16 protein-coding genes and 1 pseudogene are annotated in these 13,885 nt (G+C 63.0%); 11 read left to right on the plus strand and 6 right to left on the minus strand.

Annotated elements, in window-relative coordinates; all coding sequences use genetic code 11:
* On the minus strand, nucleotides 1–367 hold a 367-nt coding region (locus tag ACEK02_RS09555; protein WP_371421480.1), incomplete at its 3' end, for a heavy-metal-associated domain-containing protein.
* A 133-nt stretch (nucleotides 368–500) separates the two neighbouring features.
* Between ACEK02_RS09555 and ACEK02_RS09560 the strand changes: the two genes are divergently transcribed.
* The 5 genes from ACEK02_RS09560 to ACEK02_RS09580 all read left to right on the plus strand — a co-directional run bounded on the left by ACEK02_RS09560 (nucleotide 501) and on the right by ACEK02_RS09580 (nucleotide 5,900).
* Complete coding sequence (locus ACEK02_RS09560; RefSeq protein WP_371421481.1) at nucleotides 501–695, plus strand: heavy-metal-associated domain-containing protein; 195 nt, start codon at nucleotides 501–503, stop codon at nucleotides 693–695.
* Between the two features lie 137 nt (nucleotides 696–832).
* Nucleotides 833–3,523 (plus strand): NAD-dependent epimerase/dehydratase family protein, encoded by a 2,691-nt coding sequence (locus tag ACEK02_RS09565; protein ID WP_371421482.1) that lies wholly within the window; start codon nucleotides 833–835, stop codon nucleotides 3,521–3,523.
* Between the two features lie 45 nt (nucleotides 3,524–3,568).
* Entirely contained in the window at nucleotides 3,569–3,943 is a 375-nt protein-coding gene (locus ACEK02_RS09570; protein ID WP_371421483.1) for a hypothetical protein, read from the plus strand.
* Nucleotides 3,940–5,238 (plus strand): family 1 glycosylhydrolase, encoded by a 1,299-nt coding sequence (locus ACEK02_RS09575; protein WP_371421484.1) that lies wholly within the window; start codon nucleotides 3,940–3,942, stop codon nucleotides 5,236–5,238. The genes ACEK02_RS09570 and ACEK02_RS09575 overlap by 4 nt, the downstream gene beginning before the upstream one ends.
* Nucleotides 5,239–5,561: 323 nt before the next feature.
* Nucleotides 5,562–5,900: a hypothetical protein gene (locus tag ACEK02_RS09580; protein WP_371421485.1), complete on the plus strand. Its 339-nt coding sequence runs from the start codon at nucleotides 5,562–5,564 to the stop codon at nucleotides 5,898–5,900.
* Nucleotides 5,901–6,000: 100 nt separating this feature from the next.
* Here the strand turns inward: ACEK02_RS09580 and ACEK02_RS09585 are convergent, their stop codons facing one another.
* Together ACEK02_RS09585 and ACEK02_RS09590 are read right to left on the minus strand one after the other, a co-directional pair.
* A complete protein-coding gene (locus ACEK02_RS09585; RefSeq protein ID WP_371421486.1) occupies nucleotides 6,001–6,441 on the minus strand; it encodes a DUF1440 domain-containing protein in 441 nt (146 codons plus the stop codon).
* Between the two features lie 75 nt (nucleotides 6,442–6,516).
* Nucleotides 6,517–8,613: a TonB-dependent receptor gene (locus ACEK02_RS09590; protein ID WP_371421487.1), complete on the minus strand. Its 2,097-nt coding sequence runs from the start codon at nucleotides 8,611–8,613 to the stop codon at nucleotides 6,517–6,519.
* A gap of 545 nt (nucleotides 8,614–9,158) precedes the next feature.
* Between ACEK02_RS09590 and ACEK02_RS09595 the strand changes: the two genes are divergently transcribed.
* The gene (locus tag ACEK02_RS09595; protein WP_371421488.1) at nucleotides 9,159–9,500 is read left to right on the plus strand and encodes a recombinase family protein; all 342 of its coding nucleotides are present in this window, start codon (nucleotides 9,159–9,161) and stop codon (nucleotides 9,498–9,500) included.
* Nucleotides 9,501–9,547: 47 nt separating this feature from the next.
* On the opposite strand, the gene ACEK02_RS09600 is transcribed toward ACEK02_RS09595, so the two are convergent.
* The 3 genes from ACEK02_RS09600 to ACEK02_RS09610 are packed head-to-tail and all read right to left on the minus strand — an operon-like array spanning nucleotide 9,548 to nucleotide 10,858.
* Nucleotides 9,548–10,135 carry an RNA polymerase sigma factor gene (locus tag ACEK02_RS09600; protein WP_371421489.1) on the minus strand — a complete coding sequence of 196 codons (588 nt, stop codon included), beginning with the start codon at nucleotides 10,133–10,135 and terminating at the stop codon, nucleotides 9,548–9,550.
* Nucleotides 10,136–10,145: 10 nt separating this feature from the next.
* The gene (locus ACEK02_RS09605) at nucleotides 10,146–10,586 is read right to left on the minus strand and encodes a periplasmic heavy metal sensor (RefSeq protein WP_371421490.1); all 441 of its coding nucleotides are present in this window, start codon (nucleotides 10,584–10,586) and stop codon (nucleotides 10,146–10,148) included.
* Nucleotides 10,583–10,858, minus strand: coding sequence for a hypothetical protein (locus ACEK02_RS09610; RefSeq protein WP_371421491.1), 276 nt, complete (start codon nucleotides 10,856–10,858; stop codon nucleotides 10,583–10,585). Before ACEK02_RS09610 ends, ACEK02_RS09605 begins: the two co-directional genes overlap by 4 nt.
* A 280-nt stretch (nucleotides 10,859–11,138) precedes the next feature.
* Here ACEK02_RS09610 and ACEK02_RS09615 point away from each other — a divergent pair, with 280 nt between their 5' ends.
* The 5 genes and pseudogenes from ACEK02_RS09615 to ACEK02_RS09635 all read left to right on the plus strand — a co-directional run bounded on the left by ACEK02_RS09615 (nucleotide 11,139) and on the right by ACEK02_RS09635 (nucleotide 13,868).
* Entirely contained in the window at nucleotides 11,139–11,351 is a 213-nt protein-coding gene (locus ACEK02_RS09615) for a copper resistance protein CopC (RefSeq protein WP_371421492.1), read from the plus strand.
* 4 nt (nucleotides 11,352–11,355) lie between these two features.
* Nucleotides 11,356–11,490, plus strand: a complete 135-nt coding sequence (locus ACEK02_RS09620) for a hypothetical protein (protein WP_371421493.1) — start codon at nucleotides 11,356–11,358, stop codon at nucleotides 11,488–11,490.
* 123 nt (nucleotides 11,491–11,613) lie between these two features.
* Nucleotides 11,614–11,790, plus strand: a pseudogene (locus ACEK02_RS09625) (CopD family protein); the annotation flags it as partial.
* 180 nt (nucleotides 11,791–11,970) lie between these two features.
* Nucleotides 11,971–13,284: a type II restriction endonuclease gene (locus ACEK02_RS09630; protein WP_371421494.1), complete on the plus strand. Its 1,314-nt coding sequence runs from the start codon at nucleotides 11,971–11,973 to the stop codon at nucleotides 13,282–13,284.
* Between the two features lie 68 nt (nucleotides 13,285–13,352).
* On the plus strand, nucleotides 13,353–13,868 hold the full coding sequence (locus ACEK02_RS09635) for a DUF4396 domain-containing protein (RefSeq protein ID WP_371421495.1): 516 nt from the start codon (nucleotides 13,353–13,355) through the stop codon (nucleotides 13,866–13,868).
* The last annotated feature ends 17 nt before the right edge of the window (nucleotides 13,869–13,885 follow it).

The raw sequence follows: 13,885 nt of genomic DNA on the forward strand, positions 1-13,885 counted from the left end.
CGGCCGCCAGGTTGACACTCGCGGAGCGGACGCCGGGCACTTTCAGCAGCGCCTTTTCTATGCGGCCAACGCACGAGGCGCAGGTCATGCCGGTGATCGTCAGCTCGGTCGTTTGCGTCACTGGGGTGTAGCCCGCCGCGAGAACCGCGTCGGCAACGGCGCCGACATCGGATCGTCCATCGACGAACTCGACATTCGCCCGCTCGGTTGCGAGATTGACCGAGACGCCGGCAACGCCCGGCACCCCGGCGATGGCGCGCTCGACCCGCCCGACGCACGTCGCGCAGGTCATGCCTTCGATTGCCAGCGACAGCCTGTCTTCGCTTCTCGCCTGTGTCTGCATTGATAGCTGCGCCGGGGCGTTCATGGTCGTCTCCTCTACTGAGTCGACGTGCTTATCGTCCCTCACATCGTGTCAAGCTCAACAGCTAAATTACCCCTTGACCCTGACACAGTGTCAAACCCCATATCTGCTTTATTCACCTCATGGGAGAACGACGATGATCGATTTTAAGGTTCAGGGAATGACCTGCGGCGGCTGCGTGAGGGGCGTGACGAATGCGCTCAAACGCGTCGATGCCGATGCCGTCGTTGACGTCGACCTGGCGGGCAAGACGGTGTCGGTGAACTCGACCGCCGATGCGCAGCAGCTGAAACAGGCCATCGAGAAGGCTGGCTTCGCGGTGACGCAATAAAGCCTGATCTTGCCTGAGGGCTTAGCGGGGCTGGCGCGTATAGAGAATGTGCGGTGATCCACGCGCGCTTGCCTCGCGGTCCTACTTGTGGGGGGCTTGTCCGCGTTCCCGCGACGAACAAACAAGGGTGGCGCGCGATGACCGACGTCGAACGAAGCGAAGCCGGAAGCGGAAAAAATGCCGGTGAAATCGTCCTGATAACGGGCGCGAGCGGATTCATCGCAGCGGCGCTGATCGCCCGCCTGGGCGAGCGCTACACCGTCGTCGGTCTCGACCGCGCCGGTCCACCCGATCCGCCCCCGCCTGCGTCGGCGGTCAATTTCGACCTCGGCTCTGACGCGGCGGTGCGCACCGCGCTTGACGAGGTCCGCGCGCGCCACGGCAACCGCATCGCCTCGGTAATCCATCTGGCGGCCTATTACGACATCACGGGCGAGCCCAACCCGCTTTATGATAAGATCACCGTGCAAGGCACGCGCCGGCTGATCGACGGTTTGCAGTCGTTCGAGGTCGAGCAGTTCGTCTTCGCTAGCACCATGCTGGTCCACAAGCCGACCCCCACCCCCGACGAGCGCATCAACGAGGACTCGCCGATCGCGCCGGCCTGGGCGTATCCGCAGTCCAAAGTTGACACCGAGGTGATGCTGCACGAACGGCGCGGCAAGATCCCTGTGGTCTATCTGCGGCCTGCCGGCGTCTATGACGACGGGGGGCGATCGGCCTTCCTCGCCCAGCAGATTGCCCGCATCTACGAGCACCGGCTAACCGCCCACTTCTATCCCGGCATGTTATGCGCCGCGCAGTCCTCTGTGCACCGGGATGATCTGGCCGACGCGGTGCTCCGTCTCGTCGACCGGCGGCACGATCTGCCACCCGAGCTGCCGTTGCTCATCGGCGAGCCCGACGCGCCCGGCTATGCCGAGATCCAGGACATCGTCGGCGAAACGCTGCACGGCGAAGGGTGGAAGACCATCCGTATCCCCCAGCCGCTCGCCAAAGCCGGTGTCATTCTGCAGAACGAAGCATTCGGCGCCGACGATTTCATTAAGCCGTGGATGATCGACAGCAGCAACGACCATTACCTGCTCGACATCACGCGCGCCCGTACTCTGCTCGGGTGGGAGCCCAAGCACCGCCTGCGCGACGCGCTGCCAAGGATCGCCACGGCGCTCAAACGGCATCCTCGCGCCTGGTATCGCGACAACAAGCTCAACGACAATCTGGTCGCTTGGCAGGACGAGGGTCGGGACGATCCCGACAAGCCGCCGCCGGTCGTCGGCGGAATGGCTGAGGTGGACCATGCCGCCATGGGCCACGCGCCCAAGGACGCTCCTGCGATGGACCATGCCGCGATGGGCCATGCGCCCGAAGCCTCTGGCTCGTCCATGCCCGGCCACGGTGACCACGCTAGCCACATGGCGATCATGGACCGTGACGAACGCCGGGCACGCTGGGCTTACTATGCAATGATCGGGCTGGGCCTGTGGCTCGCCTCCAGTCCGCTAATCTACGACTCGACGACGACCGAGAGCGTGGGTGAGGCGGTGCGCTTCGTCACTCTCGATCGCGGCTTGCCCTCCGTCGAGTGGCGCGCAAGCGCACTGGCGGTCAGCGATCTCGTCAGCGGCCTCTTGATCGCGCTATTCGGTGCCTTGTCGCTCTCCTCGCGGACCAAGACATTGGCCCAATGGGCGGTGGCGTTTACCGGCATCTGGCTGTTTTTCGCGCCGCTGATCTTCTGGAGCCCGAGCGCCGCACAATACAACAACGACCTTCTCGTCGGCTCCGCAGTGATCGCGCTTTCAGTGCTCGTGCCGATGATGCCGGGCATGAGCATGGCGGGCATGATGGACCCCAAGAACATCCCGCCGGGCTGGACCTACTCGCCGTCTACCGACGCACAGCGGCTGCCAATCGTCGCGATGGGGCTAATTGGCCTTCTCACCTCGCGCATTCTGACCGCATACCAGTTGGGTCACATCGACACCGCCTGGGAACCTTTCTTCGTCGGCTCCCTCACCGACCCGCGGAACGGCACGGAGGAAATCATCACGTCGGCCATGTCAAAGGCGTGGCCAATCCCCGATGGGGGCCTTGGCACGATAAGCTACGTCCTTGAAATCCTGATGGCGGTCATGGGCACCCGTGACCGCTGGCGGACCATGCCCTGGATGGTGACCTTTTTCGGCATTCTCGTCATCCCCCTGGGCGTCATCAGCATCTACTTCATCATTAGCCAGCCGCTTGTCATCGGCACCTGGAGCACGCTCGCGCTGATCGCCGCACTCGCCATGCTGATCATGATCCCGTTCGCATTGGACGAAGTCATCGCCATGGGCCAGTTCCTCGCCTGGGCCAAACGACGGGGCAAGCCGCTGATCCGCACCTTCTTCCAGGGCGACGCGATCGAGGCGGGCGAGGTGGACGCGTCTGACGTGATGGCCTCGCCCGGCGCCCTCTGGGCGGACACGAAGCGCGGGCTGACGCTGCCGTGGACGCTGACGGCCAGCATCGTGCTCGGCGCCTTCCTGATGCTGACGCGGGTAATCCTGGGGAACGAAGGCGAGATGGCGAACAGCGACCATGTCGTCGGCGCGCTGGTTATCACTGTGGCGATCATCGCCACTGCCGAAGTTGCTCGCGCCTTGCGCTTCATCAACGTCGCGTTTGGTGCTTGGCTCGTGGCCGCGCCCTTCCTGCTGACCGGCGTTGGCCATCTCGGCGCTGTGACGTCGGTGGTGGTTGGGATCGCGCTCGTCGGCCTCAGCCTTCCGCGCGGCAAGCGGAGCGCCGAACATTATGCGAGCTGGGACAAGTACGTGATCTGAGGCTCGCTTCGCTGGATGTCTGGACTGAGCAGGAGAAGGTACACCATGTCTATCGAAAGCGCCGAAATCGACGCGACGCGGTGCAAGACCCACGACCGTGCGATTGGGCGGTGGGAGAACGAAGGCGGCTCGTTCACTGGCTTGCACCAGCACCAGGCTCCTACGGTGGCTGGCGAGATCGGCGATGCCGAGGCCGGTAACCTGCGCGTGCGCCTGATTGCGCTTGAGAACCTCGTCGTCGCCTTGCTTGCCGGAGCACCTGAAAGCCAGTCAGCGCTGGTGCGCGAGATGGCCGCATATATTTCTCCGAGGCCGGGCGCGACGCCCCACCGGCTGACGGTCGAGGCGGCGCGCAACATGCTCGCCCTCGTCGAGCGCGCCGCGCACTACAAGTCGCTCGACCGGGAATTCGAGCAATGAGCATCAACCCCTACTTCATGTTCGCGACTGGGATAGAGAACAGCTATCCCACGATTAGGAACGGCAGCCACCGTGTCGACGAAATGGCGAAGTGTGGCCATTATGACCGCTGGAGCGACGATTTCGACGGCGTCGATGAGCTGGGTATCCACTTCCTGCGATACGGGCCGCCGCTCCACACCACCTGGCTGGGCGAGGGACGCTACGATTGGGGATTCGCCGACGCCACCTTCGCCGACCTCAAGCGCCGCAACATCGTGCCGATCGTCGATCTCTGTCATTTCGGGGTGCCCGACTGGATCGGGAACTTCCAGAATCCGGACTTCCCGCGCCTCTTTCCGACCTACGCCCGCGCTTTCGCCGAGTGTTTTCCCTGGGTCCAGCTCTACACACCGGTCAACGAGATGTTCGTGTGCGCGACCTTCTCCGGCCTCTACGGCTGGTGGAACGAGCAGATGACGAGCGACCGCGGGTTCGTCACGGCCTTAAAGCACATCGTCCGCGCCAACGTGCTCGCTATGTGGGAAATAATCGACGTTCGGCCCGACGCGATTTTCATCCAGTCGGAAAGCTCCGAGTATTTTCACGCCGATAATCCGGACGCGATCAAGCCGGCCGAGACCATGAACGCCCGCCGCTTCCTGAGCTTGGACCTCAACTATGGTAAGCGGGTCGATTCAAGCATGTACCAGTACCTGCTCGACAACGGCATGACGCGTGAGGAGTACGACTTCTTCCTGACGCGCAACCTGCGCCACCACGCAATCATGGGCAATGATTATTACGTCACGAATGAGCACAGAGTGGCGGCGGATGGACGTACCTGGCCCTCGGGCGATGTGTTCGGCTATGACGAGATCACCCGTCAGTACCACGACCGCTACAAATTGCCCATCATGCACACCGAGACTAACCTGGTGGAGGGGCCGGTCGGCGACGAGGCCGTACAATGGCTTTGGAAGCAGTGGGCGAACGTGCTCAGGGTGCGAAACAGCGGCATCGCTACAGTTGGCTTCACCTGGTATTCTCTGACCGATCAGGTGGACTGGGACACGGCTCTTCGCGAGAACAACGGCACGGTAAACGCGGTCGGCCTCTTCGATCTGGACCGCAACATCCGGCCGGTCGGCCGCGCCTACAAGGAGCTGATCGACCAATGGCAGGACGTGCTGCCGGCCCAGAGCGCGTGTCTGATTGTGCCCGTGACCCTGCCGGACGAATATGATACTCCCGCTGCCGACCGCCGAAGGGACTGGATGCGCCACTTCATGGAGCGCAAGAGCAGAGGCGCCTGACGCGCTCGGTCAGCGGTAGGCCACGCGGTGCCTAGAACCGCTTGCGCTCCTCACTGTTGACGTAGCCCCCGAGACATACTCAAGTATGTCCTGCCTGACCAAAACACTCGCGGACTAAAGCGCCCAGTTCTCGAAGGACCTGATGCAGTCGGGTGCTGCAAACCGCCCCTAGTGTGCAATGTTCACCGGCGGCAAGTGCTTCCGTCACATCTTAACCCGAGCTGTCGAGACTATTCAAACCCGGTTAACCACGATTGGCACATACATGTTTTTAGCCCGATCGGCCACCTGCGGTACGATGAGCTCAGTTGTGGAGAAGGAACATGTTCAAGCTCGCAATCGCCGGTCTCGCACTCGTCGTGGCCGCACCGGCCCTCGCTGAACCGCCGGCCCATGCCCGCCAATCCAATGGCCATGGGTATCAGAGCCAGAGCTACGACAGCCAAGGACATGACTATGTTCCGCCCCAGGGTCACGGCCGAAGCTACGGCTATTCCCAAGGCCAAACGCATCGCAGTTATCGTAACGGTTATTCCGACTATGGCTATGACGGCTACGACGGCTACGCCTCAAACCGTCACGCCCGTCAGGACTATCGCCGGGAAGTACGTCATGCGCGTCGCGACGCACGCCGGTACAATGAGCATGGCTACAACCACTAGGATGCACAACGGCGCGGGCCACCGCGCCGTTGTCACTTCTGGAGGGCCACAACGCGGCTGACACGCAAGAGTGCGCGGGGAAGGGCGGGGGCGCACGCTTTTAGGCGATTTTCACTCTGACACCCGTAATTAGGAGCCTCCGCGCCGCTTCGAGAGCCACGCCAAAAACCAGGTGTGAGACAAAGCCGCGGAGGTGCGTCGAAGCCGCAACTTTCAAGGCGGGGGGACTGAAGCCCAACGCCGGCATCGCCATCTCGTCCGCGACTAACGACACCGCCGCACCGTAGGCGGTTCCGAACCCAGCGCTGGTCTCTGGGCGAACCTCCACCGCGGCTCCGTAGAGAGCGCCGAGAAACATTCCAAAGCCGTAATGAACAGCTGCTCCGGCGGGCTCACGATATTCCTCCGGCACCGGTTCCCCTACGGTCGCCTCCGTTACAGCGTCGGCCACCTTGACGGTGTTGGGCTCGTCTCCGACGTCCCTCTCGCCGGATGCCACTTTCCAGGCGTCGTGGAACTCGGACATAACCCACGAGGCCATCAACCCCGTAGCCGCCCGTCACAGCGCCTTCGATTACGCGCTTTGTGTCCACATCCCTCCCTCCCACGCCTTTGTCTAAAAGCTCATTCTAACCGTCGCTCGCGCCGTTGTTGGCGCACCGGGCATGATGTTGTTGTCGTTGTAGGCGGACGAGAAATAGTTGTTGTTGAGGAGGTTCTCGACGTTGATTTGCGCCTCGAGCTGGGGGGTGAGCTTGAAGAATGCCGCGGCATCGACGCGGGTGAACGTGGGCAGGACGGCGGTATTGCTGACAGAGGTGAAGCTTTTCGACTGGCGGTAAACCCCGACCCCGGCCCCCACGCGTGGGGTGAAGTCGTAGCGGGTCCAGAGCGAGGTCTGCTGCTTGGGCACAAGCGGAACATCGCGCCCGGCAGGAGCCGCACTCGTCGACTTGCGAATCTCCGCGTCTTGCAGCGCATAGCCCGCACTGACCTGCCAATGGGGCGTGATGGCTCCGCTGAGGCCGATCTCAAGCCCTTTGCTGCGCTGTGCGCCGGTAAGCACCGTCCGCGTGGCGTCGTTGGGGTCGGCCGCGCGGGTGTTGGTACGGTCGAGCCGGTAGACGGCAGCGGTCAGGTTAAGCGTTGGAAAGATATCCCATTTGAGGCCAAGTTCGTAATTGTCGAACTTCTCCGGCTCCAGCGCGGCGCTTGTGATGTCGAGCGATGAAAACTGATCGCCCGACTGGGGCAGGAAGGACCGGCTATAGCTGGCGTAGATCGAGACAGGTTGCACCGGCTTCAGCACCACCCCCAGACGGGGAGACCAGAGAGTGTCGGTCCGGCTATAGCTCTGTCCGGCGACCAGGTCGTCGACGCTGAGCTTGAAGCGGTCGCGGCGAACGCCACCGATGACATCGACATGTTCGCCGATCGAAATCTGGTCCTGCACATAGAAGGCAGTGGCGTCGGCGTTTGTCCGGATCGACCGGTAGCCGGTGTTGGCGGTGGTGCGCAGCGTGACCGGCGGCACCGTGATCCGGTCGGTCAATCCCACAAAGACGCGCCGCCCTCCATTGACGACATCACCGCTTCCGAAAAAGCCGTTGATCCGCTGGTTGCGCGTGCGCTGATCGCCATATTCGAAGCCGGCGAGCAGCACGTGGCGGACAGGTCCGGTGGTGACGGTCCAGACAAGGTCGTTCTGGTTGAGCAAGTTCTTGCGCGTCGTGGGATCGCTATAGGCCTCGATACCGACGCTCTGGACGCCGCCGCGCAGGGTGACCGGGGTCACCGCGAAGGCATTCCGATAGAGCTTGTCATAATCGCCGTACAGGACCCGGCTTGTCAGGGTCAGGTTGTCGCTGAACCGATGCTCGATGCGCCCGCTCAGGACCTTGGCCTCGAAGTCGCTGACGTTGAAGCCCGGAACACCGAAGAAGGTGTCGCGAAAGCCGGTGAGGGGGCGTGACGGGCTCGTCAGAGAGCCCTGGACAGCCGAGGGGACGCCTCGATCGATCGTGCGCTTGTCATTGTTATATTCGAAGCTCAGGTCGATCCGGGTGGTGCCGCCGAGTGATACGACAAAGGTGGGATTGATCGCAATCCTGCGTCCGTCGTAGAAGTCGCGGTTGCTGCTGAACTCCTCGTAAACGGCGTTCAGCCGAGCGGAGGCGGATTCGCCGATTGGCTGGTTGATGTCGGTGTCGACATACCATGCGCCATATGTGTCCGCCGAGCCGCTGCCGCTGATGAAGGCCTTGGCGACGGGACGCTTGGTAATGCGGTTGACGATCCCACCCCCGCCGCCGCGCCCGAAAATCATCGCGTTGGGACCTTTCAGGACCTCGATCCGCTCTGCGTTGTAGAGTCCACGATAATATTGCACGTCGTCACGCAGGCCATCGACAAAGAAGTCCGCGGTGCTGCTGTTCCCGCGCAGGATGATCTGGTCGCGGTGGCCCTCGCCCTGCGAGATCACCGCGCCGGGGACATAGCGAAGCACGTCGGCGATCGAGCGCATCGCCTGGTCGTCAATCTGCGCCTCGGTGATGATCGACGCCGCCTGCGGAACGTCCTTGAGACTGGTCGGTGTGCGGGTGGCGGTGCTGGTCACATCGACTTGGTAGCCGTCCCGGACGCCGGTGACGATGATTGTTTGGCGGGCGTCCGTAGCCGGGATGGCGGGCTGATCCTGAGCCGCTGCGGGCACGGCCATCATTCCAAGGCCTAGCGCACCGCTTAATCCACTTTTCCTCATTTCACCCCTTTGCGAGTCGTTCTCAATCGTTGACGAGCCCTATGATATATGCGAATGCATCGCAATAGCTGCTCTGGTGAAATGAGTGATGACGGTTATGATGCGCATCGACCCCAATGTAGGGGACGCCGAGCGTATCGTGGTGCGGCTGCTGCGCCGCTACGCGGCGTGCCTCCAGGTCGGGAGCAACCCCTCCCGTCCCTCACCAGATTAGGCGGCGAGTTCGGGGGTTTCGGCTCCTGCGGTGGTCGCTCTTGCCAGCGTTTTTCAACTCACTGAGGGGTGCCTTGGCCGCGCATTGGTTGTCGAATGCTGTTGTAGCCTAATGCTCAGCGCGGATGAGCGCGCGCTGTTGCTACTTCTTAAGCGGACGGATCCTGAGCCAGCTTTGGGCAGCTCAGATATACCGCAGGGTTTGCCCGGTGCGCTTGTCTGGGCCGTTGCGAGCACACGCCGGCTCTTTGATCCATCCTTTCTGGAGCAGATGAACAGCGCCAGTGGAGACGGCCGAAGATCTCGCCAAGCGCGAGAACCGCCTTCGCGTGCTTACCCAGGCCATTGACACCACCAGCCCCGGTGGGCGGCTTGTGTTCCACGTCTTTGCAGCTGTCGCGGAGCTCGAGCGCGAGTTGATTCTGGAACGCACCCATGCCGGCCTCGCCCAGGCGAAGGCGCCAGGGCGGCGCGGCGGGCGCAAGCCAGCAACGGGGCCGGTCGAGATCAAGCGCGCCAAGGCGATGCTCGCTGACCCGACTATTACCGCCGAGGAGGTGGCGCAGCAGCTCGGGGGCAGCCATCGACGCTCTACCGGCACTTACCAGGCGGTCGCAGCTAGCTAGGCGCGCTGGTGCGCGAACCGGCACTGACGTTGATCGTAACCGACTGTTCAGCCGATGGCTGAGCGGGTCATCACCTCGAGCCGGTCTGCCAAGCTGCGCCGCGCTCGATATAGGCGAGTTTCTACCGCCTTCTCGCTGATCCCCAGCACCTCGGCCGTCTCGACCTGGCTCAAGCCCTCGATCGTGCGGAGGACCAGCGGCTCCTTCAAGTTCGCCGGCAAAGTCGAGATGGCGCGCGTCACGCGGTCGAGCTCCTGTCGGTCGCCCGTGGCGTCGTCGATCGCGACCTGATCGTCTGCGACCTCCTCGGCCTCGGGGCCGATCGGCGCCGCGAATGCCAAAAAGCGGCGCACGGTGCGCTTGCGTCCCCAATCCCGGCACTTGTTGATCGCGATCGTCGATAACCACGCGCGCATCGAACGATCGCCGTCGTAGCGAGGCAATGCCTGGTGAGCCGCGACGAACGTCTCCTGCACTAGGTCCAGCGCCTCGTCGGCTTCGCCGACGCAAGCCCTGACCATGCGGAAAACTGACTGGCGATGCCGACGCATGATCTCGGAAAAAGCGGCCTGCCTTCCTGCGATGCTGAGCGCTGCAAGCTCACCCTCGGTCAGCGTCGTCCAGTCGAGGCTCACGCACCAAGACTCAATGAACGTCGTCGGTGAGCGCCTTGACCACCGCCTGATCGAACTGCCCGGTCTGGTTGGGCCGGAGAAGCTGTCGCATGGCGAATATGTGCGCGAGCGTCGCCTTTTGTAGCTCGCCCATGGCGGCATGACTCTGATCGACCGCGGCGGCGACCCGCGGGCCGTTGCCGTGCTCGGCCTCGATCGCCTCGGCAAGCCGCGCGTTGTCGGCTCTCAACTCCAGCTCGAACGCGCGCCGCTGCACCGCGAACCGTTGCTCCAATATCTGAAGGCGCGCCTCCTGGGTGGCGTCCAGCGCTAGCTTGTGATGCAGCACGTCATGCAGCTCCGCGCCGGGCTGTGCCCGGGACGGGAGAAGCGCCCGCCCGATGAACACGCCGATGATCGCCGCGACGAAGCACGCGATCACACCAAGCGTGAGGCGGGTACGGCCGCTCACGGCGTGCCGATCAGCAAGGTCGATGGCGCGAGCGGCGACACTGGCCCAAGCGGGAATAGGAGAGATGCCGCGCTGGCCTCCTTCGCTGGAACGCCAGCGCCGAATATTCCCATGACGAGCGCAGCCGCGATCGTCATCGCGCCGAAGCCCATGCCGACACGGGCCACTGGCGGCGCAGAAATGCGCGCGAGCACCCTGGCTTCGATTCCGTCGAGGCTTTCGGGCACGGGTGCATGCGCCAGCCTCATCAATACTGCGTCGAGGTTGTCCATATCGTTCACTCCGCCCCTCTAACATGGATTACGCACGCGAAGCCTCCTCCCCTCATTTCGCACATTTGAGGGGTGGCTGATTGGGCCGTGTAATGAGGGAGAGGAACCCTCCTCTCGAAAGGCCCTTCATGCGTCGTCTATCTGTTTTCACTGCCGCTGCCGCGCTCGTGACCTTCGCCGGTGCGGCCTGCGCGCATTCCAAGCTCGTGTCGGCATCGCCTGCGCCAACGCAACGGTCGCCAAGCTCGCCCGCGTCCAGCTTCGCGTCAGCAAAAAGCTGGTGCCTGCTTTCTCCAAGGCGGATTTGATGATGGAAGCCAAAGGCATGGCGGCAATGAAGCATCCTAGCACATCGGCACTTGCAGCGGATGGTCGGACGCTGGTCATCACGCCTCAGGTGCCGCTCGATCCAGGACGCTATACCGTCAATTGGCATGTCGTCTCGAGGGATACGCACAAGATCGCTGGGAGCTACGTCTTCGCGGTGAAGTGAGGCGATGGGAGACTCGTCGCTGATCGGCGTCCGGTGCGCGCTTTACCTGACGCTGGCGGCGCTGTCCGGCCTCTCTGCATTCAGCCTCTATGGGCTGCGGGGGCGCGAGCGCGACGACGCGCTTGCGCCGCGCCCCTAGTTGGTTGCAAGCGCCGCCCTGGGCCTGTTGTTCTCGGCCGCCTGGTTCGTGCTGATGGCCTCCTCGATGGCAACGCCGGCTTGGCCGATCGCCTCCCTTGCAACGAGCCTCTATGGGTAGCTCCTGCTTGCCAAGCTGGCGCTGTTCGCCGCCATGCTCGGCCTCGCTTCGTTCAATCGTTTCCGACTAACGCCGGCTTTCGAGCGGTCGATCGCGCGCGACGATCACGGAAGCGCGCTAAGTGCCTTTAGAGGAAGCCTAGCGATCAAGACGGCCTGTGTCGTCGTGGTCCTCGGACTTGTGGCCGGGCTGGGGACGCTTGCTCCCCGGCATCGGCAATGTGATGCGCAGCCGGAGAGCCCCCCGCGTTCCCCGGCGTGTGACCGCCCGGATGAGCTTTGCCCTTTCCACAGAAAGAGATACCTACTCATCGGACTAGAACCGCAAGTGACAGCGCAGCGGCGAGCGCACGGGGGAATAATGGCGACTCAACTCGGTTTGCGGATCATTGGTGAAGATCACGACAGCCTCGTGCGACGCCTCATTGCACGATGGCGCGATGATCCTAGCGCAACTTATCGAAGCTGGTTTCTTTGGGACGAGCGCCTGAAGAATTTTCGCTCCATCCGGCGCGGCATCGGCCAAGTGGTGGCGGAGATCGAGCGCGGTACGTTCGGTGTCGCCTACCGTGGATCGTCGCTCGAAACCGTCGTTCATTCCGTCGCGGAGCAACGCCAAATCTTCAAGGGTGCCGACCACGCGTTCCTATGGAAGCCGAAGCTCCGTATCCCCGATATCTACGAGAGCCCGGAGAACCAGCGCGCGTTCGGCCGATTGCTCGACGCGTGTTCCTGTTGCGATACGGCCGAGGAAATCATCGGCCATATCCACACGATCGACTGCTTGAAGATCAAGGGGCTCGGTCCAGCGGTCGCGAACCTGCTCTACTTCCTCCATCCGACGCTTGTGCCGCCCTTCAACACCGCGATTGTGAAAGGCTACAACGCGCTGACCGGCGCGAACGTGAAGCTCGGGAGTTGGGAGCATTTTCTGGCGATGAGGTCCGGCGTTCTCGACCTGAATGATCGCCACCGCGACCTGCTTTCGAACGACTTGGGCGCGATCGGCGGCTTGCTGTTCGATATAGGCTCCGGTCGTTACCCGGCGCCACCCCTCGACGCCAGCGGCGCGGCGTTGACGAGTTGGGGAGACCGACTTGAAGCGGCGCGTGAGGAAGCACGCACGCTGAGCAAGGCGGCGCTACGCGAAGGCGAGAACGAGCGCACACATACCGAAATCCAGGCATGGCTTCGCGATCTAGGACTGGCGCTCGGCTATGACGTGTGGATCGCATCAAACGATCGCAGCCGCGTCTTCAACGGTTCGCCGTTGGGAGCCGGGTGCCTTGATCGCCTGCCCACCTCGATCGCAACCTCGAAAGGGGCGGACTCCATCCGCCTGATCGACGTGCTGTGGCTTGAGCGGGGCGGCGATCATGTCGCAGCGGCGTTCGAGGTGGAGCACTCGACCTCAATCTATTCGGGGATCGTGCGAATGCTCGACCTTGCGCTCAGCGGTAGCGACCTTCACGCGACCGCGGGGCTGTTCCTTGTCGCACCCGACGCCCGCGAGGCGGACGTTCGCGCACAGTTGCAGCGGCCAGCGTTCAGTCGCGTCGCCGACCTCGACATATCCTACCTGCCCTACAGCGAGTTGGAGAAAAATCGCGAGGCCATCGCCCGGTTCGGATCGGGGCTCAAAGCGATAAAGGCGGTGTCGCGCAAGCTCGCCTGACATCCTCTGGCGAGGGTTAGGAACGGGAGCCGCGTATCCTCTTAGAGTGGAGGAGAGCTGCCGTGACGATGATGCCTTCCCCGGTCCCTTGGCTCGATACAGTGCTGGTCCTGTGGTTCGCGCTGACCGCACTTTCCGTCGCCTACGTCGCGTGGGACGCCTTCACCCGCAACCCCGAGCTGAAAGTCATGAAATGGGGTTGGCTGTTGGTGACGCTCTATGGCGGACCGATCATGGCCGCGGCCTATGTCTTGTCCTGCCAGGAACCGGCGACGGAGCGGCATGAGGACTTCATCCGACCGCTTTGGAAACAGGCGTTCGGCTCGGCCATTCATTGCATGGCGGGAGACGCAACGGGCGTCATCGCCGCCGCAGCAGTGACCACGGCGCTTGGCTTGCCGATGTGGCAGGACGTGATCGCGGAATATGTGTTCGGTTTCGCGTTCGGCCTCCTTATTTTCCAGGCGCTGTTCATGCGCGACATGGCGGGCGGCTCCTATGCCCGAGCGCTCCGCATGTCGTTCATGCCCGAATGGCTTTCGATGAAGGGGTCGGTTCCGGCTGAGGGCGAAATGACACCCTAAGCGAAACGGCAAGAAGG

The sequence above is a fragment of the Tardiphaga sp. genome, assembly GCF_041424195.1.
GTDB lineage: Bacteria > Pseudomonadota > Alphaproteobacteria > Rhizobiales > Xanthobacteraceae > Tardiphaga.